The following is a 25,361-nucleotide window of genomic DNA, read 5'->3' on the forward strand; positions in this document are numbered from 1 at the left end:
ACTCCTTGTCGGTTTTACCAGCGGAGCTGCAGGCCCAGGGTGACGTTGCGCGGCAGGCCGGCGTTGTAGCTGGGTTCGCCGCTGTTGAGCGCGGAGGTTTCCGCGTAGCGCTTGTCCTGCAGGTTGTTGATGGCGGCATAGACCTCCATCTGCGAGCTGAGCAGGTAGTTGCCGCGCAGGTGCAGCAGGTCGTGCCCGGGATAGCGGCTGGTGTTCTGCGCGTCGCGCCAGTAGCTGCCCAGGCGCTGCCACTCCAGTTCCAGGCGGCCACCGTTGAGCAGCGCCGGGCGGTAGCTCAGGCGGTTGTTGGCGATCAGGCGGGGCGCCGCCTCCATCTCGTTGCCGGTGTAGTCGCTGCTGTTCGACAGCTGCCAGTCTGCATAGCTGTGCTTGGCGTAGGACAGGCTGGCCTCCCAGCGCCAGGCATCGGCCAGTGGCAGGCCCAGGCCCAGCTCGACGCCGCGGTGCAGGGTCTTGCCGGCGTTGGTGGCCCGTCGCTGGTTGGTTACCGGGTCCTGGTAGTTGAGGATGTCGTCGCGCTTGGTCATGTGGTACAGCGCCAGCTCGTAGTCCAGCTCAGCCAGGTAGCCGCGCAGACCGACTTCGTAGTTGTCGACGATGATCGGCTTGAGGTCGAGCAGCGCCTCGGCGGCGGCTTGCGCACGGCTCGCCGAGCTTTCCCGCGAACCACGGAACACCTGGCTTTCCGAGGGGGTGCGGAAGGCGTTGCTGTAGGCCAGGAACGCGCTGAGCTGCGGGCTGAAGGCGTAGGTCGCGCCCAGCTTGGGGCTCAGGTGCTGATAGCGCACGGTGCTGCTGGCCGCGTGGCCATACCAGCCATTGCCGGGGAAGGCTCCCGGCACGCCCTGGCTGGCGCTGGCCTGGCCGCCGTTGAAGTGGTTGTCATAGTCGTACTGCATCTGGTCGAAACGCAGGCCGGCGGTGAGGCGCAGGGCCTCGCTGGGCGACAGCTCGCCGTGCAGGTAGGGCGACAGGCTCTGGAAGGTGACGTCGTAATCGTAGATGCGTACGGGGGCACGCTGCGGGTCCAGCTGGTAGTCGATGGCGCCGTAGGCGTTGCTCCGGCGCAGCAGGGCGATGGAGTCTTCTTCGCGCGAACCGGGGCTGTAGTCGTAGTCCAGGCCGACGATCAGCCGGGCTCGCCAGGGCTCGAAGTCCACCCGGTACTTGCTGAGGAAGCCAAAGGAGCGGTTGGCAGTGGTGTACTGGCTGGGGTCGTAGCTCACCGACCAGCTGGGAATGATGTCCATGCTGTTGTCGCGCAGATAGGGGGTGAACGACAACAGGGTCTGCTCGTCGAGCTGGTAGTCGAAGGCGCTGGACAGACGCCAGGCTTCTACCTGGCGGGTGGAGAAGGGGATGTTGTTGTGGCGCGGGTCGGCGTGGTACTGCGCCTGGTTGAGCGTGCCGACATGCGCCTGGTCGATTTGTGAGTAGCTGAAGACGCTTTTCACCCGCAGGGCATCGTTGTGCTGGTGATCCCAGCGCAGCAGGGCGCTTTGCCGGTCATAACCGGCGTGCTCTTGCCAGCCGTCCATGCGTGTCAGGTTGAGGGTGGCACGCAGGCCGTCGCGTGCGTTGCTGTCGCCGGCATCCAGCAACAGGCGCCGCCAGCCGTAACTGCCCAGTTCACTGGTCAGGGCGAACTCGGCTTCGGGCGGCGGTTCCGGGGTCAGCACGTTGACGATCCCGCCGATCGCATCCGAGCCATACAGGGCGCTGCCCGGCCCCTTGCTGACTTCGATGCCGCCGGCCTGCGGCACGTTGATCTCGTACAGCGCGTTATGGTTGAAAAAGCCGGTGGAGCGGGTCGGGATGCCATCCTCGAGAAACAGGTAGACCGGTGCGGTGGTCAGCGGCTGGCGAATGGCCGTGGAGTGGCCTTCGCCGGACAGGTTGCTCAGGCGTACTCCGGGCATGCGGTTGAGCACTTCGCTGGGGTGGCGCGGGCGCTGCTCCTGGATATCCAGGGCGTCCACCTGACTGATGCTGGCGGGGATTTCGCTGGTCTTCTGGGCTTCACGGGTGGCCGTGACGCTGATCTGCTCCAGGTGCAGAGCCTGTTCATCGGTATCTGTCGCGGGGCTGGCCTGGGCGCAGCAGGCCATGCCGGCCAGCAGGCCGGCGAGGGAAATCGAACGCATGGAAAATCCTGTCCTTTGGCACACGCACAGGGCGTGGCGGGCATGCAAGCGGGCTCCGGCAGGCCAGGTGCAGGCTGTGCCGGGCGAACGGGGTGCAGCAGGGGTCAGGCGGACAGGTGGGGCGGGGCACGCGACAGCGGTACCGGCCAGTGGCTGGCCTGCTGGTCAGGCGCACGGCTCATGGCCGGGCGGGGTGGGTGCTGCGCAATAAACAGCGACAGACCCAGTCCCAGCTTGCTGTGCGGCAGGCTGGCCAGGCTGCAGTGCAGGCTGCACCACAGGCACGGCAGGCTGTCGCTGAGCGGTGCTGTACCGTCCAGAGCAACCCGTTGATAGCCCTGTGCCGTACACAGCTCGACCCAGGTGGTGCCGCTGCTGTTCGCCGGCATCGGCAACCATGCCGCCAGGAGCAACGCCAGGCAGGCGAAGTAGCAGGTCAGCAGTTGGCGAGGGGCGTGGTTGGCAGGCATGGGCTAAGCCAAATGAGAAGTGCCTGCACTATAGGTAGCTGTTGCGGGCGCGGCAATCGACAGGCTTGTCAGTGATCAAGAAGTGCGGAAAAACCGCGGCGGCAGGTTCGTCGTTGCCCGGCTAGGCTGTGAAGGACGTGGCTCGATGGAGAACAGGTTATGTACCGCGTGCCCTGGCTGCTGGGTGGTTGGTTCTGTGTGCTGGCGAGTGCGTTTGCCGAGCCGCCTGCAGCGATCCTGCAGCGTGCCTTGGACGAGCTGCAGCCGAGTAGCTTGAGCCGTGCCGAGCAGCAGGCCGAGCTGGAGTGGTTCATCGCCGCAGCGCGTCCCCTGCAGGGACTGCAGATTCGCGTGATTGCCGAGCGGATTGCCACCCACGAGTACGAAGCCTTTGTCCTGGCACCGCTGTTCAGCGAGCTGACGGGTATTCGCGTCATCCACGAGATCAGTGGCGAGGATGACGTGGTCAACAAGCTGCGTGCCCAGCAGCGCACCGGCTTGCCGCTATACGATGCCTTCATCAGCGACAGCGATTTGCTCGGCCAGCACTTCCGCGATGGCCAGGTATTGGCGCTGACCGACTTCATGGCGGGCCAGGGTGCGGCGTTCACGCTGCCCAGCTTGGCACTGGATGATTTCATCGGCCTGCCGTTCGTGACGGCGCCGGATGGCAAGCTCTACCAGTTGCCTGACCAGCAGTTTGCCAACCTTTATTGGTACCGGCAGGACTGGTTCGAACGAGCGGAATTGCGCCAGGCCTTCCAGGAACGCTATGGCTATGCGCTGGACGTGCCGCAGAACTGGTCGGCCTATGCGGACATTGCCGAGTTCTTCAGTGAGCAGGTACGCGAGCTGGATGGGCGGCGTGTCTACGGGCACATGGACTATGGCGCCTACGACCCCTCACTGGGCTGGCGACTGTCGGATGCCTGGCTGGGCATGGCCGGGGTCGCCGACGTCGGCCTGCCCAACGGCGTGCCGGTGGATGACTGGGGACTGCGTGTCGAGGGCTGCCGGCCTGCCGGGGCGAGCATGCAGCGCGGCGGTGCGCTGGATAGTCCGGCAGCGGTCTATGCGCTGCGCCAGTACATCGACTGGTTGCAGCGCTTTGCGCCGCCAGAAGCGCGCCAGATGAACTTCAACCAGGCGGGTAGCGTTGCGGCACAGGGACAGATTGCCCAGCAAATCTTCTGGTACACCGCCTTTACTGGCGATTACACCCGGCCAGGCAGTCCGGTGGTGGACGAACAGGGGCTGCCACGCTGGCGCGTAGCCCCTTCGCCACGTGGGGCCTATTGGCGCGAGGGCATGAAGTCGGGGTATCAGGATGTCGGTGCCTGGACGCTGCTCAAGGGCAGCGAACCCGCCCGGCAACAGGCCGCTTGGTTGTATGCGCAATTTGTCGTATCGCGCAGTGTGTCCCTGCGCAAGACCCTGGTAGGGCTGACGCCAATCCGCCGTTCCGATCTCGACTCGCCTGCCATGCAGGCAGCAGCCCCGCGTCTTGGCGGGCTGGTGGAGTTCTATCGCAGTGCAGCCGCACGTCGCTGGACGCCGACCGGCGCCAATGTGCCGGACTACAGTGGCATGGCCAGCCTGTGGTGGCGTTACCTGTATCCGGCGCTGGACGGCCGGCAATCTGCGCAACAGGCTCTGCAGGCGCTGGCCGGAGCGTTTGATGAGCATCTGGCCCGGCTGTCCGGCAGCCAGGCGCATGCCTGTGCGCCGCGTCTGAACAGCCGCAGTGACCCGCAGCACTGGTTGCGTCAGCCGGGTGCGCCCTGGCCGGCGCTGGCTGACGAGCAGCCAGCAGGGCGCACGCTGCCCTATGCGGAGGCCTTGCATGCCTGGGACTGAACGGATCTGGCGCGCGTTATGCCTGCTTGGTGCCTGCTGGCTGGTGCCCTGTGCCCAGGCCGAGCTGCGCCTGTATGCCTGGGAGCGTCCGCCGCTGGTGATGCGTGATGCGCAGGGCGTGGCCCGGGGCCTGGTGCCCGAGTTGCTCGAGGCCATGTTTGCCCGCGCCGGGTTGGCCTATACCGTGGAGTTTTTGCCGTTGCAGCGGGCTCTGCGCCAGGTGCAGCAAGATCCGCAGGCGCGCAGTTGCGTGGTGCTGGTCGAGCGCCAGCAGGAGCGCGAAGCGCGCTTCCTGTGGGTAGGGCCCTTGCTGATTTCGCGCCTGGCACTCTATGCACGGGCCGATGACGCTCTGCAGCTGGGCAGCCTGCCCCAGGCCAAGGCCTGGTCGATTCTCAGTCATCAGGGTTCCGGGGCGGGTGAGTACCTGCAGCGCATGGGCTTGCAGGTGCATTACTCGAATCATGAGGCACTGAACATCGGCATGCTCCGGCATCAGCGTGCACGCTTGTGGGCCACCAGCCGTGCGGTGGCGGAGCAGGGGGCGGGTGGCTTGGCGTTGCGTGAGGTGCTGCCGTTTCTGACGCTGATGGAAGACCTGGCCTGCCATCCGCATCTGCCGGACGAACAGCTACAGGCGCTGCGTCAGGCGTTGCAGGCACTCTACGCGGAGGGGCAGGTTCAGGCACTGTATCGTCGGCATGGCGTGGCCCTGCATTGAAAACGCAAGAGCCGCCCCGAAGGGCGGCTCTTGGTGGACGCGCGAGCGAGCTTACAGGCCGTTTTTGGCCTTGAACTCGCGGCGACGGCGGTGCAGTACCGGCTCGGTGTAGCCGTTGGGCTGCTTGGTGCCCTCGACGATCAGCTCCAGGGAAGCCTGGAAGGCGATGTTGTTGTCGAAGTCCGGCGCCATCGGCTTGTAGGCGGCATCGCCGGCGTTCTGGCGATCCACTACCAGGGCCATGCGCTTCATGCTTTCCAGCACCTGCGCTTCGCTGATGATGCCGTGACGCAGCCAGTTGGCCAGCAGTTGGCTGGAGATACGCAGGGTGGCGCGGTCTTCCATCAGGCCGACGTCGTTGATGTCCGGCACCTTGGAGCAGCCGACACCCTGGTCGATCCAGCGCACCACGTAGCCGAGGATGCCCTGCACGTTGTTGTCGATCTCGTTCTGGATTTCCTCGGCCGACCAGTTGGTGTCCTTGGCCAGCGGAATGCTCAGGATGTCATCGACCGAGGCGAAGGTGCGCTTGGCCAGCTCCTGCTGACGCTCGAACACGTTGACCTTGTGGTAGTGCAGCACGTGCAGTGCGGCGGCGGTCGGCGAAGGTACCCAGGCGGTGTTGGCACCGGCCAGCGGGTGACCGATCTTCTGCTCGAGCATGGCGGCCATCAGGTCGGGCATGGCCCACATGCCCTTGCCGATCTGCGCGCGGCCGGACAGGCCACAGTTCAGACCGTGGTCGACGTTCCAGTTCTCGTAGGCGGCGATCCACTTCTCGCTCTTCATGGCGGCCTTGCGCACCATCGCGCCGGCTTCCATGGAGGTGTGGATTTCGTCACCGGTACGGTCGAGGAAGCCGGTGTTGATGAACACCACGCGCTCGCTGGCGGCCTTGATGCACGCCTTGAGGTTGACGGTGGTGCGGCGCTCCTCGTCCATGATGCCGACCTTGAGGGTGTTGCGGGCCATGCCCAGCACGTCCTCGATGCGGTCGAACAGTTCGTTGGCGAAGGCCACTTCTTCCGGGCCGTGCATCTTCGGTTTGACGATGTACACCGAGCCGGTACGGGTGTTGCGACGGCTGGTGTTGCCCTTCAGGTTGTGCAGGGCGATCAGGCTGGTGACCAGGCCGTCCATGATGCCTTCCGGCACTTCGAAACCATCCTTGTCGATGATCGCGTCGTTGGTCATCAGGTGACCGACGTTGCGGATGAACAGCATCGAACGGCCGTGCAGGCTCAGCTCGCTGCCATCGGCGGCGGTGTAGCTGCGGTCCGGGTTCATGGTGCGGGTGAAGGTCTTGCCACCCTTGGCAACCGCCTCGGCCAGATCGCCCTTCATCAGGCCCAGCCAGTTCTTGTAGGCGATGACCTTGTCATCGGCATCCACCGCGGCAACCGAGTCTTCGCAGTCCATGATGGTGGTCAGGGCGGCTTCCATGAGCACGTCCTTGACCCCGGCGGCGTCGGTCTGGCCGATCGGGCTGCTGGCGTCGATCTGGATCTCGAAGTGCAGGCCGTTGTTCTTCAGCAGCACGCCCTTGGGTGCGGCAGCTTCACCAACGTAGCCGACGAACTTCTCCGCCTGGGCCAGGCCGGTGGTGCTGCCATCCTTCAGGGCAACGACCAGTTTGCCGCCTTCAACACGGTAGGCAGTGGCGTCAACGTGGGAGCCGGCAGCCAGCGGAGCGGCTTCGTTCAGGAAGGCGCGGGCAAAGGCGATGACCTTGTCGCCGCGTACCTTGTTGTAACCCTGGCCCTTCTCGGCGCCGTTTTCTTCGCTGATCGCGTCGGTGCCGTACAGCGCGTCATACAGCGAACCCCAGCGGGCGTTGGCGGCGTTCAGGGCGAAGCGTGCGTTCATGATCGGCACCACCAGCTGCGGGCCGGCCATGGTGGCGATCTCGGCGTCGACGTTCTCGGTGGTGACCTTGAAGTCTGCCGGTTCGGGCAGCAGGTAGCCGATTTCCTGGAGGAACGCCTTGTAGGCTACGGCGTCATGCGCCTGGCCCTTGCGTGCCTGGTGCCAGGCATCGATTTTTGCCTGGATGTCGTCGCGCTTGGCCAGCAGCGCGCGGTTCTTCGGCGCCAGGTCGTGGATGACGCTGGCGGCACCCGCCCAGAAGGCTTCGGCGGCGACGCCGGTGCCGGGAATGGCTTCGTTGGTGACGAAGTCGTAAAGGGCTTTGGCGACCTGCAGGCCACCGACTTGAACGCGCTCAGTCATTGCTTGCCTCACTTGATTGCAAACGGCTTGGAACCTGGCCTGCTTGCGGCCATGTAGTACGGGTCGGCGGATACTACAGGATGACGCGGGAAAAATCAGGGGGCGTGGCCGGGCAATTGACTGTCGGCAGGCCTTTGCCCGGGCCTATACTCGGGCCCATCCATCACTCTGCCGCCAAGGATATCGCCATGCAGGTTACCCAGGCCCGACTGGCCGATGAGCCCATGCTGCGCCCGCTGTTCGCCGCCTACCTGCAGTTCTACCAGGTGCCTCGCGCGGACGCAGAGATTCGCGCGTTCCTCGAGCAGCGCCTGCAGCGGGGCGACTCGCATATCCTCCTGGCGCGTGATGAGCAGGGCCAGGCATTGGGTTTCGTGCAGCTCTATCCGCTGTTTTCCTCGCTGGCCATGCGCCCGGCCTGGTTGCTCAATGACCTGTTCGTCGCGCCGCCGGCGCGCCGCCAGGGTGTAGCCCAGGCGTTGCTGCAGGCGGCCCAGGCGTTGGGCCTGGCCAGCGGGGCCTGTGGCCTGCAGCTGGAAACCGCGCGCGACAACCTGGCCGCACAAGCCTTGTACGAGCGACTGGGGTTTGTTCGCGACGAGCAGTTCTTTACCTACTGGCTGGCCTTGCCGGCCGCTGTTTGCAAGGAGTAGTCCATGGAACATCTGGTGTTGACCGTGATTGCCGCCGACCAGCCCGGCCTGGTGGAAAAGTTGGCCAGCTGTATCGCCGAGCAGGGTGGCAACTGGCTGGAAAGCCGTATGGCGCGCATGGCCGGGCAGTTTGCCGGGATTCTCAGTGTGGCCGTGCCGGCGACGCAGCAGGCGGCGCTGGTCGAGGCCTTGCAGGCGCTGGCCGGCGCGGGTATCCGTGTACAGCTGGCGAGCAGTGGTGTAGCGCCTGCACAGGCGGTGCGGCATATCAGTCTTGATCTGCTGGGCAATGACCGCCCGGGTATTGTTCGTGACATTACCCGTCTGCTGAGCCGCCATGCCATCAACGTCGAAGATCTGCAGACCGAGGTGTTGCCGGCACCGATGAGCAGCGATTTGCTGTTCCACGCCGTGGCACGCCTGGCGGTGCCGCAGGGGCTGACCCTGGAGCAGTTGCAGGCGCAGTTGGAAACCTTGGCCGATGAACTGATGGTTGAGCTGAACCTGCAGGCGGACTGACTATCCCCAGGCGGGGTGGATGAGCTTGTGGATAAGCTGGGGAGTTCGCCGGCCAGCCCGCGATGCTCGGGGGTTGTACGCAACTGGCTGAAAAACGAGCAGATTTTCCGGGTTATCGACAAAACATGGGGATCGTTCTGTGGATAACCGCGGGATGAATCCCTCCAGCCCCGATGCCCCCTGGCCTGGCCGGCATTGCTGGTTTTTTAGCCGCTGCTGCGCGCCTGCAGGCCCTGGCGCTTGAGTTGACGCCACAGGTCCAGGCTGTACAGCAGCAGGCCGGCCCAGATGCAGGCAAAGGCCAGCAGGCGGCTGCGGTCGAGCGCTTCCCCGTAGACCAGTACGGCCAGCAGCAGCACCAGGGTGGGTGCCAGGTACTGCAGGAAACCCAGTGTGGCGTAGGGCAGGTGGCGTGCTGCAGCGTTGAAGCACAGCAGGGGTACCAGGGTGATCGGGCCGGCTGCAGCCAGCCACAGGGCCTGGCTGTCGCTCCAGAATGCCGGTTGGCTACTTTGCGCCGCAGGGTGCAGATACAGCCAGGCCAGTGCCAGCGGCAGCAGCAGCCAGGTTTCCACGACCAGGCCGGGTAGCGCGGCGACCGGGGCCTGCTTGCGGATCAGGCCGTAGAAGGCAAAGCTCAAGGCCAGTAGCAGGGAGACCCAGGGCAGGCTACCCAGTTGCCAGAGCTGCTGCAGCACGCCCAGTGCCGCCAGCGCCACGGCCAGCCATTGCAGGCGGCGTAGCCGTTCGCCGAGCAGCAACATACCCAGTAGCACGTTGACCAGCGGGTTGATGTAGTAGCCCAGGCTGGCTTCGAGCATGCGCTCGTTGTTCACCGCCCAGACATAGATCAGCCAGTTGCAGGCAATCAGCAGGCTGCTGGCCGCCAGTACCCACCACAACCTGGGTTGTGCGCGTAGCTGGCGCAGCCAGCCGGGGTGTTTCCACAGCAGCAGGAGCAGGGCGCCACCCAGGGCGGACCAGAGCACCCGGTGGACAATGATTTCCAGTGCGGGGATGGCCTGCAGGGTCTTGAAGTACAGCGGGAACAGGCCCCAGATGATGTAGGCGGTGATGCCAAGGGCAAGGCCGCGGCGGGTTGAGCTGGCCATCGGGGATTCCAGTGTGCATGCAGGTGGTCATTCTAGTCCCCGAGCCAGAGCCTTGTCCGGGAGTTTCCCTGACTGATGCGACAAATTGCCTCTCTGCTCGATTAGTTGGCCTGTTCTTGTCCGGGCGCAAGGATGGACTGTGCGCTTTTGTCGCGTAATACGCGCACTTCAATCCAGCAGGAGCGTGCGTTGTGAATTCAATCAAATACTTGGCCTTGTCCGTGGCGCTGGCGTTTACCGGCCAGGTACTGGCGGATGGGGCCGACGGCCTGTCACGCGTCAAGGTCGATCTGCTGGCGCCGCCGCAGGTGCATGCTCATCAGCAGGTAGCTCCTCAGGAGCCTCGCGTCGTGCAGTTCCGCCTGGTGGTCGAGGAAAAGAAAATGGTCATCGATGACCAGGGCACCACCTTGCAGGCCATGACCTTCAATGGCTCGATGCCAGGGCCGACCATGGTGGTGCATGAGGGCGATTATGTTGAGCTGACCCTGGTCAATCCGGCCAGCAACAGCATGCCGCACAACATTGATCTGCATGCCGCTACCGGTGCTCTGGGCGGCGCCGGTCTGACCCTGGTGGCACCCGGTCAGGAAGCCGTGTTGCGTTTCAAGGCCGACCGTACCGGTACCTTTGTCTACCACTGCGCGCCGGAAGGCATGGTGGCCTGGCACGTGCTGGCCGGGATGAGTGGCACGCTGATGGTATTGCCGCGTGACGGCCTCAAGGACGCCGCCGGTAAGCCGCTGCATTACGACCGTGCCTACACCATCGGGGAATTCGACCTGTATATCCCCAAGGACAAGGACGGCAAGTACAAGGACTACAAGACCCTGCTCGACAGCTATGGCGATACCCGCGCCACCATGCGCGGGCTGATTCCCAGTCACGTGGTGTTCAATGGTCGGGTGGGTGCGCTCACCGGCAAGAACGCGCTGACCGCCAAGGTCGGCGAGTCGGTGCTGTTTATCCACTCGCAGGCCAATCGTGATACGCGTCCGCACCTGATTGGCGGCCATGGTGACTGGGTCTGGGAAACCGGCAAGTTCGACAATCCGCCGCAGAAGAATCTGGAAACCTGGTTCGTACGCGGTGGCTCGGCCGGCGTGGCGCTGTACACCTTCCGTCAGCCGGGTGTGTATGCGTATGTGAACCATAACCTGATCGAGGCCATGGAGCTCGGTGCAGCGGGGCATGTCATGGTGGAAGGCGAGTGGGACGACGACTTGATGAAGCAGGTCAAGGCGCCGGGTCCGATCACCGCTGAGGAGTAAGTCGCTGATGAGTCGCCAGGCGCTGGGCTGGTTTTCGCTGGGGGTGCTGCTGTTGGCCGGTTGCGGCCAGTCCTTCAGCGAGCCGGAGCTGGTCCGGGTGCCTGGTGGCCTGGCGCGTTATCACCTGCCGGGTAACAGCCAGGTGTACGAAGAGCATCTGGCGGGCTTTGCCATCATGCGTCGTCAGGTCAGTCAGGCTGAGTATGCGGCCTGTGTGGCAGAGGCAGCGTGCCCGCCCGCCAGTGCAGAGCGCCCGCTCGCCGACTCGCCAGTCTTGCCGGCGGTAGGGCTTAGCTGGCAGGACGCCCAGGCCTATGCGGCCTGGCTGTCGCGGCGCAGTGGCGAGCATTACCGCCTGCCGCGGCATGGCGAGTGGGTGCTGGCTGCCGCCTCGGCCTATGTCGAGGAAGCGCCGGTTAGCGATGATCCGGACAATCCGGCACGTCGCTGGCTGGCTGAATATGCACAGCGTGCCAGCCGAGAGCGTCTACCCAGGACGCTCAAGGCATTTGGTGGCTATGGGCAGAACGAGCATGGCCTGCAGGACATGGCGGGCAATGTCTGGGAGTGGACAGATACCTGCTTCTCACGCAATGCCGGTGAGTTCTGTGGCATTCGTATTGCGGCGGGTCGCCACCCCAGCGTGCTGGCGGACTTCGAGCGCAATCCGATCAGCGGGGCGTGTTCGGTAGGTCAGCCGCCGACTCACCTGGGCGTACGCCTGGTGCGTGAGACGGTCTCAGAGGAATAGGCGCAGCGGTGGCTCGTCCAGTGCCGCCAGCTGTTCGCGCAGAGTCAGAATCTGCTCGCCCCAATAACGCTCGCTGCCAAACCACGGGAAGCTCTGCGGAAAGGCCGGATCGTCCCAGCGGCGCGCCAGCCAGGCGCTGTAATGCATCAGGCGCAGACTACGCAGGCCTTCGATCAGCGGCAGTTCGCGGCTGTCGAAATCGTGGAATTCCTGGTAGCCCTCGATCAGCTCGGCCAACTGGCCCAGGCGTTCCTCGCGGCTGCCGGCCAGCATCATCCACAGATCCTGGACGGCCGGTCCCATGCGGCAGTCATCGAGGTCGACGATGTGAAAACTCTCGTCGCGGCACAGCAGGTTGCCGGGGTGGCAGTCGCCATGCAGGCGGATGGCCTGCGCCGGATGGGCGGCGAACAGGGCGTCAAGGCGTTTGAGCAGGTCGCGGGCTACCGACTCGTAAGCCGCTAACAGGCTGCGCGGAATGAACCGGCCGTCGAGCAGTGTCTCCAGCGAGGCATGGCCGAAGCTGGCTGCGGTCAGGGCCTCGCGGTGCTCGAAGGGGCGCAGGGCACCCACTGCATGCAGGCGGCCGAGCAACTGGCCAAGGCGGTACAGCTGGTCGAGATTGCCCGGCTCGGGTGCCCGTCCGCCGCGCCGCGGGAACAGCGCAAAGCGGAAACCCGCATGCTCGAAGAGGCTGCTGCCGTCGCGTTGCAGGGGGGCGACCACCGGGATGTCCAGGGCGGCCAGCTCGGCGCTGAATTGATGCTCTTCGCGAATGGCTGCATCGCTCCAGCGTTGCGGGCGGTAGAACTTGGCGATCAGCGGTGCCTCGCCTTCGAGGCCGACCTGATACACACGGTTCTCGTAGCTGTTCAACGCCAGTACGCGGGCATCGCTGAGGTAACCCAGGCTTTCCACGGCATCCAGCACCAGGTCGGGCGTGAGGCTGGCAAACGGATGGGACATGTGGCGTGCTCCTTGGGCGCGGGGGCACGCAGTGTAGCGCCTGTCTGCGGTTCAGTCCTGCGGCCTGGGCGTACGCGCCAGGCAATACACGTCTACCCGGCTGGCACCGGCCTGCAGCAGCAGGCGCGCCAGGCAGGTCGCGGTGGCGCCGGTGGTCAGTACATCGTCAACCAGGGCTACCGGGCGGCCGGCCAGCAGGCTGCTCTGTTGCACGCGAAAGGCCTGGCGCAGGTTGCGCCGCCGGGTGTGTGCATCCAGGCCCTGTTGTGCGGGGGTGTCACGGATACGTTGCAGACATTGGCTATTCACCGCGATATGCAGGTGCTGGCCCAGCCATTGGGCGAGCATCTGCGCCTGGTTGAAGCCGCGTTGGCGTTGTCGCTGGCGACTGAGTGGTACGGGCAGCAGCCACTGCGGGCGAGGCAGGCCTTCGTTGAAGGCGTGCTGCAGGTGCTCGGCCAGTTGCTCGGCGAGCAGGCGGCCGTAATTCCACTGGGCCTGGTGCTTGAAGCGGGTGATCAGGCTGTCGACCGGGAAGGCATAGCGCCAGGCAGCCTGCACTTGGCTGAAGGGGGGAGGGCTGCGCAGACAGGCCGCACAATACTGGCCGCTGCTGGGCAGGGGGAGGGCACATTGCAGGCAGTGGCCTTGCAGCCAGGGCAGTTCGGCCTGGCAGTCGCTGCACAGACCATGGCGACTATCGGTATGGCTGCCACATAGCTGGCAGAATTGGTCGATTTTTAGCCATTGGTTGACTCGCATTGTTCTGCTTGGTTGACAGCTCATCGTGCTTCCTTGACGATTGCTCATCCGTGAATGCCAGTCAGCCTAGCAGTTGTTGCGCGCTGTGCTGGCCAGTCCTGTCTGCCATGAGGAATGTCGCCGCGATGAGCGTCAGCCAGCCTGTTACCCGCCACGATTGGACGCTCGCCGAGGTCAAGGCGTTGTTCCAGCAACCCTTCAACGACCTGCTGTTCCAGGCGCAGAGCGTGCATCGCCAGCATTTCGATGCCAACCGTGTGCAGGTCTCCACCCTGCTATCGATCAAGACCGGTGCCTGTCCGGAAGACTGCAAGTACTGCCCGCAGTCCGGCCACTACAACACCGGCCTGGACAAGGAAAAGCTGCTGGAAGTGCAGAAGGTGCTGGAGGCGGCGGCGGAGGCCAAGGCCATCGGTTCGACGCGTTTCTGCATGGGAGCGGCCTGGAAGCATCCCACGGCCAAGGACATGCCCTATGTGCTGAAGATGGTCGAGGGCGTCAAGGCGCTGGGCCTGGAAACCTGCATGACCCTCGGCAAGCTCGATAGGGAACAGACTCAGGCGCTGGCTGCCGCCGGCCTGGACTACTACAACCACAACCTGGATACCTCGCCGGAGTTCTACGGCAATATCATCACCACCCGCACCTACGCCGAGCGCCTGGAAACCCTGGCCCATGTGCGTGAGGTGGGGATGAAGATTTGCTCCGGCGGCATCCTCGGCATGGGCGAGTCACTGGATGACCGCGCCGGCCTGCTGATCCAGCTGGCCAACCTGCCGGAACACCCGGAGTCCGTGCCGATCAACATGCTGGTCAAGGTCAAGGGCACGCCGCTGGCTGAGGCGCAGGATGTCGATCCGTTCGACTTCATCCGCATGCTCGCCGTGGCGCGGATCATGATGCCGAAGTCCCATGTGCGGCTGTCTGCCGGGCGTGAGCAGATGAATGAGCAGATGCAGGCGCTGGCCTTCCTGGCGGGTGCCAACTCGATCTTCTATGGCGAGAAACTGCTGACCACCGGCAACCCGCAGGCCGACAAGGACATGCAGTTGTTTGCGCGTCTGGGTATTCAGCCGGAGGCACGCGAGGAGCATGCCGACGAGGTACACCAGGCCGCCATCGAGCAGGCGCTGATCGAGCAGCGTGATTCCAAGCTGTTCTACTCGGCCGTTTAACGGCAGCAGCAGGCTGCACGGTCCCGGCGCGAGGGTTTGTCGCCTGGGTCGTGGGGCTTGCCGCCCGGAGCTTTTGTAATGTCTTTCGATCTCGCTACGCGTCTCGCCGAGCGCCGTGTCGCCCATCTGTATCGCCAGCGGCCGCTGCTCGAATCGCCGCAGGGGCCGCAGGTGCGGGTCGACGGCCGTGAGCTGCTGGCCTTCTGCTCCAATGACTACCTGGGGCTGGCCAATCACCCTGAAGTGATCCAGGCCATGCGCGATGGTGCCGCGCAGTGGGGCGTCGGCGGTGGTGCCTCGCATCTGGTAATCGGCCACAGCACGCCGCATCACCAGCTTGAAGAGGCCTTGGCCGAGTTCACCGGGCGGCCGCGCGCGCTGCTGTTCTCCACCGGCTACATGGCCAATCTGGCGGCGGTGACGGCGCTGGTCGGGCAGGGCGACACGGTGCTGGAGGACCGTCTCAACCACGCGTCGCTGCTGGACGCGGGGCTGCTGTCCGGCGCGCGCTTCTCGCGCTATCTGCACAACGACGCGGCCAGCCTGGCCAGCCGTCTGGAGAAAGCCACGGGCAATACCCTGGTGGTCAGCGATGGCGTGTTCAGCATGGATGGCGACCTCGCCGACCTGCCGGCACTGTGTGCCGCCGCACGGCAGAAAGGCGCCTGGCTGATGGTCGACGATGCCCATGGCTTCGGTCCGCTGGGCGCTACGGGCGGCGGTATCGTCGAGCATTACGGCCTGGGGATCGAGGAGGTGCCGGTGCTGGTCGGCACCCTGGGCAAGGGCTTCGGTACTGCCGGCGCCTTCGTCGCCGGCAGTGAGGAGCTGATCGAGACGCTGATTCAGTTCGCCCGCCCCTACATCTATACCACCAGCCAGCCGCCGGCCGTGGCCTGCGCCACCTTGAAGAGCCTGCAACTGCTGCAGACGGAAAGCTGGCGCCGCGAACATCTCAACCGGCTGATCGCCCGCTTCCGTAGTGGCGCTGCGGAAATCGGCCTGCGCCTGATGGACAGTCCGACGCCTATCCAGCCGATCCTGGTCGGCGACAGCGAGCGTGCACTGCGGCTGTCTGCGCTGCTCAGGGAGCGTGGTCTGCTGGTCGGCGCCATCCGCCCGCCGACCGTGCCGGCCGGCAGCGCGCGGCTGCGTGTGACCCTCTCTGCCGCGCACAGCGCAGCACAGCTGGAGCAACTGCTGGACGCCCTGGCCGAGTGCTGGCCGTTGGTGAGTGAACATGACTGAGCGACTGATCCTGTTGCCGGGCTGGGGCCTGGGCAGCCTGCCGCTGGAAGTGCTGGCCGAAGCCCTGCGTGGCCTCGACCCGGCGCTCAGGGTGGAGATCGAACCGTTGCCCGAGCTGCGTCGCGGTGAGCCACGCGACTGGCTCCTGGAGCTGGACGAGCGCCTGCCGCCACACACCTGGCTGGGCGGCTGGTCGCTCGGCGGCATGCTGGCCAGCGAACTGGCGGCGCTGCGCGGCGAGCGTTGTCGCGGCCTGCTGACGCTGGCCAGTAATCCCTGTTTCGTCGCTGCGGAGGACTGGCCCTGTGGTATGCCTGAGGACACCTTCGCGGCCTTCGTTGCCGGCTGCGCCGAGCATCCGGCGGCCACCCTCAAGCGCTTCTGCCTGCTGTGCAGCCAGGGTGCGCTTGAAGCGCGAACGCTGGCCCGGCAACTGCAGAGTGCCGCTCCGCAGCTGTCGCACGAGGTACTGCTAGCCGGGCTGGAGGTGTTGGGCAACTTCGACGGGCGCAGCGCCCTGCAGCGCTTCGCCGGGCCACAGCTGCATCTTCTGGCCGGTGCCGATGCACTGGTGCCGGCCGAGGTGGCCGGCGAGCTGCTGGCACTGCAGCCGGATATCGAGGTGGGGCTGATCGAGGAAGTCAGTCATGCCTTCCCGCTGGAGCGCCCGCACGAGGTGGCCGCCGCCATTCATGCCTTTATCACCGAGGCTGGCGATGTCTGACGCTGCACTGCCGGACAAGCGCCGGGTGGCCGAATCCTTTTCCCGGGCGGCGGCGAGTTACGACAGCGTTGCCGAGTTGCAGCGCGCGGTCGGCGGTGAGCTGCTGCAGCGCCTGCCGTCATTGCTGCCGGCGCGCTGGCTGGACCTGGGCAGCGGTACCGGACATTTCACCCGTTGCCTGGCCGCGCGTTATCCGCAGGCCGAGGGTGTGGCCCTGGACCTGGCCGAAGGCATGCTGCGCCATGCCCGACCGCAGGGCGGGGCCGGCTGTTTCATCGCTGGTGATGCCGAGCAGCTGCCGCTGCGTGACGATAGCTGCGAGCTGATCTTCTCCAGCCTGGCCGTGCAATGGTGTGGCGACTTCGCCGCGGTGCTGGGCGAGGCCCGTCGCGTACTGCGTCCTGGGGGTGTGCTGGCCTTCAGCAGCCTGTGTGTCGGCACCCTGCAGGAGCTGCGTGACAGCTGGCAAGCCGTGGATGGCTTTGTGCACGTCAATCGCTTCCGGCATTTTGCCGATTACCAGGCGCTGTGCGCGGCCAGTGGCCTGCAGGTGCTGACGTTGCAGCAGCAGGCGCGGCGGCTGCACTTTCCTGACCTGCGTGCCCTGACGCATGAGCTCAAGGCGCTGGGCGCGCACAACCTCAACCCAGGACGTCCCGATGGCCTGACCGGGCGTGCGCGGATCCGTGCGCTGGTCGAGGCCTACGAGCAGTTCCGCCAGCCTGCGGGCCTGCCGGCTACCTATCAGATTGTCTATGGCGTGCTGCGGCGGCCCGCCTGAGGGCGGCGTGCCTGGCGATTTCGAGGAGTGACCGTTATGCCACAAGCCTACTTCGTGACCGGGACGGACACCGAGATCGGCAAGACCACCATCGCGGCCGGCCTGCTGCACGCTGCGCGTCTGGCCGGGCTGAGTACGGCGGCGGCCAAGCCGGTGGCTTCCGGCTGCGCGCAGACGAGCGAGGGACTGCGCAATGAGGATGCGCTGGCGCTGCTTGGGCAATGCACGCTGGCGCTCGACTATACGGAGGTCAATCCATTCGCCTTCGCGCCGGCCATCGCGCCACACCTGGCGGCACGCGAAGCGGCTGTCGAACTGAGTGTGGCGCGGCTGCAACCGGCTGTGCAGCAGGTGCTGGCGCGTGGTGCCGATTTCACCCTGGTCGAAGGCGCCGGTGGCTGGCGTGTGCCGCTGGCCGGGCGTGAGACCCTGGCCGACCTGGCGGTAGCGCTCGACCTGCCGGTGATCCTGGTGGTGGGCGTGCGCCTGGGATGTATCAATCACGCCGTGTTGAGCGCCGAAGCCATCGCCCGCGACGGCCTGCGGCTGGCTGGCTGGGTCGCCAATATCGTCGACCCACAGACCTCGCGCCTGGAGGAAAACCTGGCGACGCTGGTCGAGCGCCTGCCGGCCCCCTGCCTGGGACGGGTGCCGCGTCTGGCCAGTGCGGTGCCGCACGCGGTAGCCAGTTACCTGCAGCTACCTATGCTTTCGCTATAAACGGTTACACAGCCATAGCACTTTGCTTGTACGAATTTTGAGCAGAGTCTGCTTCAATAGACCTGTGTCCCGTCCTGCATGATCAGGAGCTTCTTATGGAAATTTCCTCCAACGCTTTCAACTCCGGTCTCAACGCCATGCGTGCCGGTCAGCAGCGTATGGATCAGGCCGCCAGTGAAATTGCCCGTGGCGCGGTAGCTCCGCAGGGTGAAGCACAGGGCAGCCCTGCCCAGGCGCTGCCGCCTGCTCAGCCCAGTCAGGCTGCCGAGCGGGTAGATAATCAGGCGCTGGCCGAGAGCCTGGTTGAACTGAAAAGTGCGCGCAACGATGTCGAGGCGGGCGCTCGGGTTGTCGCCACTGCCGACGAAATGCTCGGCACCCTGGTCGATACCCGCGCCTGACACCGCGCCCTGCGTTGTGCAGGGCGGTTCGGTGCTTGGGGTGTCGGCGTCGAGTGACTGATCATGCTGATCGGCAGCCCATTTCCCTTAGCCGTGCCATTGGCATCCGGTCTGGACAAGCGTGTTGCAATGACAGCTGGTCCGCCCGTCAGTCCGGCGTTGGCCGAGGACTCTTCCTCTGCTACGGCTGAATCTCCCGCCGCCGTGCAGCGCTCCGCCGGTCCCGGCGACCCCCGCGAACAACCACCCGGTGATCCGGCCGAGCAGGCGCAACAACAGCGTGAGTTGCTGCAGGTACGCCAGTTGGCCAGTCGTGAGCGCGAAGTGATCGCCCATGAACAGGCACACAGTGCGGTGGGTGGTCGATACGCCGGGGCACCCAGCTACAGCTACACGCGTGGGCCGGACGGGCGCAGCTACATCAGCGGTGGCGAGGTCAGTATCGATGTCAGTCCGGTGCCGAATGATCCTGAAGCGACCCTGCGCAAGATGGAGGTGGTGCAGCGCGCCGCCCTCGCTCCTGCCGAGCCTTCCGGGCAGGATCTGCGCGTAGCGGCCGCAGCGCGGGCCATTGCCGCGCAGGCGCGAGCCGAGTTGGCCGAGCAACAGCGTGCCGAACAGCAGGCTGCCCAGGCGGAGCGCCAGGCGCGTGCCGACGCGGCCGAACAGACGACGCGTGAGGCAGCCGCCGAAGAGCCTGCCGACGCTCAGCCGGCAACGCGCCTGCCGCCTCCGCCCAGTCTGGAGCTGTATCTGCTGCTTGGACGTCCCCTGGCACCCGACACCTCGTTTCGCGCACGGGCCTGAGCAGCGTATCGGGCAATTTCTGCTATGTTCAATGGATGCTGCAGAACCTGCCAGGCAGGTGCTTGACAGTGGCTTGGCGTAAACGTATGTTTCAAACGCCTGTTTGACTGCCCGTCGAAAGTGATGGTGCGGACATCGAAAAAGTTGTTGCTGACAGTGGCCGGAGTGCCGGTCTTCTCAACCAGAAACCCTTCGCAGAGGTTTACCGATATGCCTGATTACAAGGCCCCCTTGCGTGATATTCGCTTCGTACGTGACGAACTGCTCGGCTATGAAGCGCACTATCAGAGCCTGCCGGCTTGCCAAGATGCTACCCCGGACATGGTTAACGCCATTCTCGAAGAAGGCGCCAAGTTCTGTGAGCAGGTGATCGCTCCGCTGAACCGTGTAGGTGACATCGAAGGCTGCACCTGGTCCCCTGAAGGCGTGAAGACCCCGACGGGCTTCAAGGAAGCCTACCAGCAGTTCGTCGAAGGCGGCTGGCCGAGCCTGGCGCATGACGTCGAGCACGGCGGTCAAGGCCTGCCGGAGTCCCTGGGCCTGGCTATCAGCGAAATGGTTGGTGAAGCCAACTGGTCGTGGGGCATGTACCCGGGCCTGTCGCACGGCGCGATGAACACCATCTCCGAGCACGGTACCGACGAGCAGAAGCACGTCTACCTGACCAAGCTGGTTTCCGGCGAGTGGACCGGCACCATGTGTCTGACCGAACCGCACTGCGGTACCGACCTGGGCATGCTGCGCACCAAGGCTGAGCCGCAGGCTGACGGCAGCTACAAAGTTTCCGGCACCAAGATCTTCATCTCTGCCGGTGAGCACGACATGTCGGGCAACATCGTGCACATCGTGCTGGCCCGTCTGCCCGACGCCCCGCAGGGCACCAAGGGTATCTCGCTGTTCATCGTACCGAAGTTCCTGCCCAACGCCGACGGCACTGCCGGTGCGCGTAACGCCGTGTCCTGTGGCTCGATCGAGCACAAGATGGGCATCCACGGTAACGCTACCTGCGTAATGAACTTCGACGGCGCCACCGGCTACCTGATTGGCCCAGCCAACAAGGGCCTGAACTGCATGTTCACCTTCATGAACACCGCTCGTCTGGGTACCGCCCTGCAGGGTCTGGCCCACGCCGAAATCGGCTTCCAGGGTGGCCTGAAGTACGCTCGTGAGCGTCTGCAGATGCGTTCCCTGACCGGCCCGAAAGCGCCGGACAAGGCGGCTGACCCGATCATCGTCCACCCGGACGTACGTCGCATGCTGCTGACCATGAAGGCTTTCGCCGAAGGTAACCGCGCCATGGTTTACTTCGCGGCCAAGCAGGTCGACCTGGTCAAGTACAGCCAGAACGAAGAAGAGAAGAAAGCAGCTGACGAGCTGCTGGCCTTCCTGACTCCGATCGCCAAGGCGTTCATGACCGAAGTCGGCTTCGAAGCAGCTTCGCACGGCATGCAGATCTATGGCGGCCACGGCTTCATCGCCGAGTGGGGCATGGAGCAGAACATGCGCGATTGCCGTATCTCGATGATGTACGAAGGCACTACCGGTGTTCAGGCCCTCGACCTGCTGGGTCGCAAGGTGCTGATGACCCAGGGTGGCGCGCTGAAGAACTTCACCAAGATCGTGCACAAGTTCTGCCAGGCCAACGAAGGCAACGATTCCGTCAAGGAATTCGTCGAGCCGCTGGCCAAGCTGAACAAGGAGTGGGGCGACATCACCATGAAGATCGGCATGGCTGCGATGAAAGATCGCGAAGAAGTCGGCGCCGCTTCCGTGGATTACCTGATGTACTCCGGCTACGCCTGCCTGGCCTACTTCTGGGCCGACATGGCGCGCCTGGCCGCCGAGAAGCTGGCTGCCGGTACCGGCGACGAAGCCTTCTACAAGGCCAAGCTGCAGACCGCTCGCTTCTACTTCGCGCGCATCCTGCCGCGCACCCGTACTCACGTAGAAGCCATGCTGTCTGGCGCCAACAACCTGATGGACATGGCCGAAGAAGACTTCGCGCTGGGTTACTAAGGGTTGCTTGAGTAAAAAGAACCCCGCCATGCTGGCGGGGTTTTTTTATGGGTTTTTCCAGGCAATGCGCGGTAGATCAGTGCAAGTCGTGACTGCTTGGCTGCTAGGGGTGAGCGGTGAAACGCTTGCAGACCTTACAGTCCTAACCTGACTCTATGTCTTTGAAACGTTGTTAAGCTAAACTGCCGGCCTTGCAAAACCGGCCGATTGGCTTTCACCCTGGTTTTTTCGAGGAAATACCCGTGGCAGATTACAAAGCTCCTCTGCGCGATATGCGCTTCGTACTCAATGAAGTCTTTGAAGTGTCCAAGCTCTGGGCACAGTTGCCTGGGCTGGCCGAAGTCGTCGATGAGGAAACCGCCGCCGCCATTCTCGAAGAGGCGGGCAAAGTCACTGCCGGCAGCATCGCTCCGTTGAATCGCAGCGGTGACGAAGAAGGCTGCTCCTGGGTAGACGGTGCGGTGAAAACCCCGGCCGGTTTCCCCGAGGCCTACCAGACCTACGCCGATGGTGGCTGGGTAGGTGTGGGCGGCTCGCCGGAGTTCGGCGGCATGGGCATGCCCAAGGTAATCGGCGCGCAAGTCGAAGAAATGGTCAACTCGGCCAACCTGTCCTTTGGCCTGTACCCGATGCTGACCGCCGGTGCCTGCCTGTCGATCCTCAACCACGCCAGCGAAGAGCTGAAGCAGCAGTACCTGCCGAACATGTACGCCGGTGTGTGGGCTGGCTCCATGTGCCTGACCGAGCCGCATGCCGGTACTGACCTGGGCATCATCCGCACCAAGGCCGAGCCGCAGGCCGATGGCAGCTACAAGATCACCGGCACCAAGATCTTCATCACCGGTGGTGAGCATGACCTGACCGAGAACATCATTCACCTGGTACTGGCCAAGCTGCCGGATGCCCCGGCCGGCCCGAAAGGTATTTCGCTGTTCCTGGTGCCGAAGGTGATGGTCAATGCCGATGGTTCGCTGGGTGAGAAGAACAGCCTGAGCTGTGGCTCCATCGAACACAAGATGGGCATCAAGGCTTCGGCCACCTGCGTGATGAACTTCGACGGCGCCACCGGCTACCTGGTTGGCGAAGTCAACAAGGGCCTCAACGCCATGTTCACCATGATGAACTACGAGCGTCTGGGTGTGGGTATCCAGGGCCTGGCGCTGGGCGAGCGTTCCTACCAGAGCGCCATCGAGTACGCCCGTGATCGTATCCAGAGCCGTGCACCGACCGGCCCGGTCGCCAAGGACAAGGCCGCCGACCCGATCATCGTGCATCCGGACGTGCGCCGCATGCTGCTGACCATGAAGGCGCTGAACGAAGGTGGCCGTGCTTTCTCCAGCTACGTTGCCATGCAGCTCGACACCGCCAAGTACAGTGAAGATGCCACTGTGGCCAAGCGTGCCGAGGAGCTGGTTGCCCTGCTGACCCCGGTTGCCAAGGCCTTCCTCACCGACATGGGGCTGGAAACCACCGTGCACGGCCAGCAGATCTTCGGCGGCCACGGTTTCATCCGCGAGTGGGGCCAGGAGCAGCTGATCCGCGACTGCCGTATCACGCAGATCTACGAAGGCACCAACGGCATCCAGTCGCTGGACCTGATGGGGCGTAAGATCGTTGGCAGCGGTGGCAGCTTCTACAAGCACTTCTCTGACGAAATGAAGGCCTTCATCGGCAGTGCCGATGCCAGCCTGGCCGAGTTTGTCGAGCCGCTCAAGGCTGCCGTGAGCAACCTGGACGCGCTGACTGCCTGGGTCATCGAGCGCGCCAAGGCCAACCCGAACGAAATCGGTGCCGCTTCGGTGGAGTACCTGCAAGTGTTCGGCTACACCGCCTATGCCTACATGTGGGCACTCATGGCGCGTGCCGCCCTGGCCAAGCAGGATCAGGACGAGTTCTACGTGAGCAAGCTGGGTACCGCGCGCTTCTTCTTCGCCCGCCTGCTGCCGCGTATTCACTCGCTGAGTGCTTCGGTCAAGGCGGGCAGCGAGTCGCTGTTCCTGCTCGACGCCGCGCAGTTCTGAGCCTAGGCGACGCCTTGCGTCGCTCATAAGAAACAGGCCCGCCAGAGATGGCGGGCCTGTTTTTTTGTGTCGGATTATTCCCGGCCCAGGGTGTCGGCCAGCGCCGGGTTGTCGATAAAGCGATTGCGCGTGCCCTGAATCTGCGCAATGCGTTCATTGCGCGCCTGCTCCTCGCTGTCCGGCGGGTCCATGCGGTGCCAGGCCTTGAGCTCTTCGAGGTTGCCGGGCAGGCGCAGGTTGTACTCCTCGTGCATGTAGAACATCGCCCGTGCCACGTTGCCTTTGGCTGTGTCTGGCGGCTCGATGGTCTTGTGCTTGATCTTCACCGCGCAGTCGAGATCGGCAAAACGTGGCTCGACTTGCTCAGCCAGTGTGCCAAAAGCGGCGCCGCGGCGTGCCTGTTCCACACGGGTGAGTGCCGGGTAGTAGTTGTGCAAGTCGGCCAGCATGTAGGGGTATTTGGGGTTGACGACCGTGCACTGGTTGCTGGTCGCGCAGCGCATGGCCTGCTTGATCTGCCGTTCACTGAATACGGCGGCGGCTGTGAAGGTGCTGTGTGCGCCACTAAAAGGCGTAGCGCAATACAGTGTGGTGCCGCCCTGGGGATAGAGCGACCAGAAGTGCTGGGCAATGGCCTGTTCGGCATCGTCTAGCTGGTTTTGCCCGCTGGCCAGGGCAGCAGGGCTGCTCAGGGCCAGGCAGGAGAGAGCGATAGCGAGTGAGCGCATGCGAAGAACCTTTGTTATATGGCCTGTGGCCTTGTTGTCGGTGGTGCGCCATGCGGCATGCGTGGAACCAGGCTGGAGGGTTCGCGGTGCATGGCATTTGTCGGACAATTTCAGTCTAACAAGAGCTTCGTCACAAGTGAAACCGCTAGTGCTTGGCATTTTCGCAGTCGTCTTCGCGCTAGGCGCAGCCGTGTAAGCCTTGGCTTACACGGTGTGGTGCATTTTGCCACTATGGCCTTACTGGCGCCCTGAGTAACATTGCCAGCACAAGGACGACGCGCAGGACGCGCCACGGAGTACAGGGATTGCGAGGATTGCCATCAGGACGATGGCCGAGCATGGAAGCCGCAACATTCTGCAGAACCCCGCTAGTCGGGGTTTTTCTTTGCCTGGGAATTGCCAGTCGTAGCTCCGCGGCCTGTCTCCTGCAGATGGCGCAGAGCGACATCAATCAGCGCCAGCAATTCATCGATGGCCAGTGTCGCGCACTGGAAGTAAGCCTTGGCGGCTATCCCAGGTTGCTCAACATTCAATAGTTCCTGGTCGATACAGCGCAGGAAGCTCAACACCGTCTGCTCTCCGCGCATCAGGTTGAAGCGTCTGCATTGCTCATGGTTGTGCAGGGTGGTGAAGGCGCTACGCGACAGTTGCTCGATCTTCTGTTTCAGGAAGCGCAGGCGTACCCGCTGCTCGGCACTGCTGTGCCGTGCGGCAGCGATTCCCGTACCCAATGCGCGCGCTTGCCCGGCCCACTCGGCTGCCTGGATCACCTCATGCCAGATGCACGGCAGGTAGGACAGCTCGCTGCGGCCCTGGCTCAGGTCGAACTCGCTGGCAATGTCCTCCATCAGAAAGATGGCGTTACGGATGATCAGGTGATGCTGGACCAGGTTATTGGCCGGGTCGCTGTTGCGCACGTCGCGCAGGCGCGACCAGTGATCGAACAGGCTGGCCCAGGCGGTCTGCTGGTTACCGGACAAGCGTGTCGCCTGCAGCAGGTGATCGTCGACCTGCAGGCGCACGGCAGCCAAGTCCTGGCTGAGACTGCTGTCCCCGCATAACAGGCCATTGCTCAGTCCGCGGTGGCGCTGCCAGCCGCCGATCAGCTCGCGTAGCAGGCTGAGCTGGGTGATGTTCAAGCGGAGCTGGCGCTGTTGGCGCTGCTGCAGGCGCCGATGCAGCGGGTAGAGCAGCGCGCAGAGCAACGCGACGCCAAGCGCCAGGCCGGGTAGGGTGATCCAGGCAGACACGTCGTGCATGCTGT

23 protein-coding genes are annotated in these 25,361 nt (G+C 64.4%); 15 read left to right on the forward strand and 8 right to left on the reverse strand.

Annotation, left to right across the window (positions count from 1 at the left end; all coding sequences use genetic code 11):
* Positions 1 to 14: 14 nt before the first annotated feature.
* A complete protein-coding gene (locus CFY91_RS02420) occupies positions 15 to 2,165 on the reverse strand; it encodes a TonB-dependent receptor (RefSeq protein WP_093984744.1) in 2,151 nt (716 codons plus the stop codon).
* A 104-nt stretch (positions 2,166 to 2,269) separates the two neighbouring features.
* Complete coding sequence (locus CFY91_RS02425) at positions 2,270 to 2,635, reverse strand: hypothetical protein (protein WP_093984745.1); 366 nt, start codon at positions 2,633 to 2,635, stop codon at positions 2,270 to 2,272.
* A gap of 159 nt (positions 2,636 to 2,794) precedes the next feature.
* Between CFY91_RS02425 and CFY91_RS02430 the strand changes: the two genes are divergently transcribed.
* Together CFY91_RS02430 and CFY91_RS02435 are read left to right on the forward strand one after the other, a co-directional pair.
* Positions 2,795 to 4,492, forward strand: a complete 1,698-nt coding sequence (locus tag CFY91_RS02430) for an extracellular solute-binding protein (protein ID WP_093984746.1) — start codon at positions 2,795 to 2,797, stop codon at positions 4,490 to 4,492.
* Positions 4,479 to 5,213, forward strand: a complete 735-nt coding sequence (locus tag CFY91_RS02435) for a substrate-binding periplasmic protein (protein ID WP_165765291.1) — start codon at positions 4,479 to 4,481, stop codon at positions 5,211 to 5,213. The genes CFY91_RS02430 and CFY91_RS02435 overlap by 14 nt, the downstream gene beginning before the upstream one ends.
* 51 nt (positions 5,214 to 5,264) lie before the next feature.
* On the opposite strand, the gene CFY91_RS02440 is transcribed toward CFY91_RS02435, so the two are convergent.
* Positions 5,265 to 7,442 (reverse strand): malate synthase G, encoded by a 2,178-nt coding sequence (locus CFY91_RS02440; RefSeq protein WP_093984748.1) that lies wholly within the window; start codon positions 7,440 to 7,442, stop codon positions 5,265 to 5,267.
* Between the two features lie 188 nt (positions 7,443 to 7,630).
* On the opposite strand from CFY91_RS02440, the gene CFY91_RS02445 reads away from it, so the two are divergent.
* On the forward strand, positions 7,631 to 8,095 hold the full coding sequence (locus tag CFY91_RS02445; protein WP_093984749.1) for a GNAT family N-acetyltransferase: 465 nt from the start codon (positions 7,631 to 7,633) through the stop codon (positions 8,093 to 8,095).
* A 3-nt stretch (positions 8,096 to 8,098) separates the two neighbouring features.
* Positions 8,099 to 8,614, forward strand: a complete 516-nt coding sequence (locus CFY91_RS02450) for a glycine cleavage system transcriptional repressor (protein WP_093984750.1) — start codon at positions 8,099 to 8,101, stop codon at positions 8,612 to 8,614.
* Between the two features lie 206 nt (positions 8,615 to 8,820).
* Here the strand turns inward: CFY91_RS02450 and rarD are convergent, their stop codons facing one another.
* Positions 8,821 to 9,726: an EamA family transporter RarD gene (gene rarD, locus CFY91_RS02455; RefSeq protein ID WP_093984751.1), complete on the reverse strand. Its 906-nt coding sequence runs from the start codon at positions 9,724 to 9,726 to the stop codon at positions 8,821 to 8,823.
* A 191-nt stretch (positions 9,727 to 9,917) separates the two neighbouring features.
* Between rarD and nirK the strand changes: the two genes are divergently transcribed.
* Together nirK and CFY91_RS02465 are read left to right on the forward strand one after the other, a co-directional pair.
* Positions 9,918 to 10,997 carry a copper-containing nitrite reductase gene (nirK, locus tag CFY91_RS02460; RefSeq protein ID WP_093984752.1) on the forward strand — a complete coding sequence of 360 codons (1,080 nt, stop codon included), beginning with the start codon at positions 9,918 to 9,920 and terminating at the stop codon, positions 10,995 to 10,997.
* A gap of 7 nt (positions 10,998 to 11,004) precedes the next feature.
* On the forward strand, positions 11,005 to 11,748 hold the full coding sequence (locus CFY91_RS02465) for an SUMF1/EgtB/PvdO family nonheme iron enzyme (RefSeq protein ID WP_093984753.1): 744 nt from the start codon (positions 11,005 to 11,007) through the stop codon (positions 11,746 to 11,748).
* On the opposite strand, the gene CFY91_RS02470 is transcribed toward CFY91_RS02465, so the two are convergent.
* A complete protein-coding gene (locus tag CFY91_RS02470; RefSeq protein WP_093984754.1) occupies positions 11,737 to 12,714 on the reverse strand; it encodes a serine/threonine protein kinase in 978 nt (325 codons plus the stop codon). The two genes, CFY91_RS02465 and CFY91_RS02470, sit on opposite strands and share 12 nt — an antisense overlap.
* Before the next feature lie 51 nt (positions 12,715 to 12,765).
* Positions 12,766 to 13,476, reverse strand: coding sequence for a ComF family protein (locus tag CFY91_RS02475; protein ID WP_229727189.1), 711 nt, complete (start codon positions 13,474 to 13,476; stop codon positions 12,766 to 12,768).
* A gap of 125 nt (positions 13,477 to 13,601) precedes the next feature.
* Between CFY91_RS02475 and bioB the strand changes: the two genes are divergently transcribed.
* The 9 genes from bioB (at position 13,602) to CFY91_RS02520 (ending at position 23,369) form a co-directional block, all read left to right on the forward strand.
* On the forward strand, positions 13,602 to 14,651 hold the full coding sequence (gene bioB / locus CFY91_RS02480) for a biotin synthase BioB (RefSeq protein ID WP_093984756.1): 1,050 nt from the start codon (positions 13,602 to 13,604) through the stop codon (positions 14,649 to 14,651).
* A gap of 78 nt (positions 14,652 to 14,729) precedes the next feature.
* Positions 14,730 to 15,899, forward strand: coding sequence for an 8-amino-7-oxononanoate synthase (bioF, locus tag CFY91_RS02485; protein ID WP_093984757.1), 1,170 nt, complete (start codon positions 14,730 to 14,732; stop codon positions 15,897 to 15,899).
* Complete coding sequence (locus CFY91_RS02490) at positions 15,892 to 16,623, forward strand: alpha/beta fold hydrolase (RefSeq protein ID WP_093984758.1); 732 nt, start codon at positions 15,892 to 15,894, stop codon at positions 16,621 to 16,623. The genes bioF and CFY91_RS02490 overlap by 8 nt, the downstream gene beginning before the upstream one ends.
* Positions 16,616 to 17,404, forward strand: a complete 789-nt coding sequence (bioC, locus tag CFY91_RS02495) for a malonyl-ACP O-methyltransferase BioC (protein ID WP_093984759.1) — start codon at positions 16,616 to 16,618, stop codon at positions 17,402 to 17,404. Before CFY91_RS02490 ends, bioC begins: the two co-directional genes overlap by 8 nt.
* A 36-nt stretch (positions 17,405 to 17,440) precedes the next feature.
* Positions 17,441 to 18,124 (forward strand): dethiobiotin synthase, encoded by a 684-nt coding sequence (bioD, locus tag CFY91_RS02500; protein ID WP_093984760.1) that lies wholly within the window; start codon positions 17,441 to 17,443, stop codon positions 18,122 to 18,124.
* Between the two features lie 95 nt (positions 18,125 to 18,219).
* Positions 18,220 to 18,525, forward strand: a complete 306-nt coding sequence (locus CFY91_RS02505; RefSeq protein WP_093984761.1) for a hypothetical protein — start codon at positions 18,220 to 18,222, stop codon at positions 18,523 to 18,525.
* A 129-nt stretch (positions 18,526 to 18,654) separates the two neighbouring features.
* Complete coding sequence (locus CFY91_RS02510) at positions 18,655 to 19,332, forward strand: putative metalloprotease CJM1_0395 family protein (RefSeq protein WP_229727188.1); 678 nt, start codon at positions 18,655 to 18,657, stop codon at positions 19,330 to 19,332.
* 210 nt (positions 19,333 to 19,542) lie between these two features.
* The gene (locus CFY91_RS02515) at positions 19,543 to 21,348 is read left to right on the forward strand and encodes a phenylacyl-CoA dehydrogenase (RefSeq protein WP_093984763.1); all 1,806 of its coding nucleotides are present in this window, start codon (positions 19,543 to 19,545) and stop codon (positions 21,346 to 21,348) included.
* Positions 21,349 to 21,590: 242 nt separating this feature from the next.
* A complete protein-coding gene (locus CFY91_RS02520; RefSeq protein ID WP_093984764.1) occupies positions 21,591 to 23,369 on the forward strand; it encodes an acyl-CoA dehydrogenase C-terminal domain-containing protein in 1,779 nt (592 codons plus the stop codon).
* A 74-nt stretch (positions 23,370 to 23,443) separates the two neighbouring features.
* Here the strand turns inward: CFY91_RS02520 and CFY91_RS02525 are convergent, their stop codons facing one another.
* Positions 23,444 to 24,097: an endonuclease gene (locus CFY91_RS02525; RefSeq protein ID WP_093984765.1), complete on the reverse strand. Its 654-nt coding sequence runs from the start codon at positions 24,095 to 24,097 to the stop codon at positions 23,444 to 23,446.
* Between the two features lie 368 nt (positions 24,098 to 24,465).
* The gene (locus CFY91_RS02530; RefSeq protein ID WP_093984766.1) at positions 24,466 to 25,356 is read right to left on the reverse strand and encodes a nitrate- and nitrite sensing domain-containing protein; all 891 of its coding nucleotides are present in this window, start codon (positions 25,354 to 25,356) and stop codon (positions 24,466 to 24,468) included.
* Positions 25,357 to 25,361: the final 5 nt, after the last annotated feature.

Origin of the sequence: Pseudomonas fluvialis, from assembly GCF_002234375.1 — a bacterium.
Lineage (GTDB): Bacteria > Pseudomonadota > Gammaproteobacteria > Pseudomonadales > Pseudomonadaceae > Aquipseudomonas > Aquipseudomonas fluvialis.

Excerpts from the sequence above, each read along its gene's own strand:
- CFY91_RS02420 (WP_093984744.1), bottom strand. The coding sequence starts at position 2,165 with ATGCGTTCGATTTCCCTCGCCGGCCTGCTGGCCGGCATGGCCTGCTGC.
- CFY91_RS02425 (WP_093984745.1), bottom strand. The coding sequence starts at position 2,635 with ATGCCTGCCAACCACGCCCCTCGCCAACTGCTGACCTGCTACTTCGCC.
- CFY91_RS02430 (WP_093984746.1), top strand. The coding sequence starts at position 2,795 with ATGTACCGCGTGCCCTGGCTGCTGGGTGGTTGGTTCTGTGTGCTGGCG.
- CFY91_RS02435 (WP_165765291.1), top strand. The coding sequence starts at position 4,479 with ATGCCTGGGACTGAACGGATCTGGCGCGCGTTATGCCTGCTTGGTGCC.
- CFY91_RS02440 (WP_093984748.1), bottom strand. The coding sequence starts at position 7,442 with ATGACTGAGCGCGTTCAAGTCGGTGGCCTGCAGGTCGCCAAAGCCCTT.
- CFY91_RS02445 (WP_093984749.1), top strand. The coding sequence starts at position 7,631 with ATGCAGGTTACCCAGGCCCGACTGGCCGATGAGCCCATGCTGCGCCCG.
- CFY91_RS02450 (WP_093984750.1), top strand. The coding sequence starts at position 8,099 with ATGGAACATCTGGTGTTGACCGTGATTGCCGCCGACCAGCCCGGCCTG.
- rarD (WP_093984751.1), bottom strand. The coding sequence starts at position 9,726 with ATGGCCAGCTCAACCCGCCGCGGCCTTGCCCTTGGCATCACCGCCTAC.
- CFY91_RS02465 (WP_093984753.1), top strand. The coding sequence starts at position 11,005 with ATGAGTCGCCAGGCGCTGGGCTGGTTTTCGCTGGGGGTGCTGCTGTTG.
- CFY91_RS02470 (WP_093984754.1), bottom strand. The coding sequence starts at position 12,714 with ATGTCCCATCCGTTTGCCAGCCTCACGCCCGACCTGGTGCTGGATGCC.
- CFY91_RS02475 (WP_229727189.1), bottom strand. The coding sequence starts at position 13,476 with ATGCGAGTCAACCAATGGCTAAAAATCGACCAATTCTGCCAGCTATGT.
- bioB (WP_093984756.1), top strand. The coding sequence starts at position 13,602 with ATGAGCGTCAGCCAGCCTGTTACCCGCCACGATTGGACGCTCGCCGAG.
- bioF (WP_093984757.1), top strand. The coding sequence starts at position 14,730 with ATGTCTTTCGATCTCGCTACGCGTCTCGCCGAGCGCCGTGTCGCCCAT.
- CFY91_RS02490 (WP_093984758.1), top strand. The coding sequence starts at position 15,892 with ATGACTGAGCGACTGATCCTGTTGCCGGGCTGGGGCCTGGGCAGCCTG.
- bioC (WP_093984759.1), top strand. The coding sequence starts at position 16,616 with ATGTCTGACGCTGCACTGCCGGACAAGCGCCGGGTGGCCGAATCCTTT.
- bioD (WP_093984760.1), top strand. The coding sequence starts at position 17,441 with ATGCCACAAGCCTACTTCGTGACCGGGACGGACACCGAGATCGGCAAG.
- CFY91_RS02505 (WP_093984761.1), top strand. The coding sequence starts at position 18,220 with ATGGAAATTTCCTCCAACGCTTTCAACTCCGGTCTCAACGCCATGCGT.
- CFY91_RS02510 (WP_229727188.1), top strand. The coding sequence starts at position 18,655 with ATGACAGCTGGTCCGCCCGTCAGTCCGGCGTTGGCCGAGGACTCTTCC.
- CFY91_RS02515 (WP_093984763.1), top strand. The coding sequence starts at position 19,543 with ATGCCTGATTACAAGGCCCCCTTGCGTGATATTCGCTTCGTACGTGAC.
- CFY91_RS02525 (WP_093984765.1), bottom strand. The coding sequence starts at position 24,097 with ATGCGCTCACTCGCTATCGCTCTCTCCTGCCTGGCCCTGAGCAGCCCT.
- CFY91_RS02530 (WP_093984766.1), bottom strand. The coding sequence starts at position 25,356 with ATGCACGACGTGTCTGCCTGGATCACCCTACCCGGCCTGGCGCTTGGC.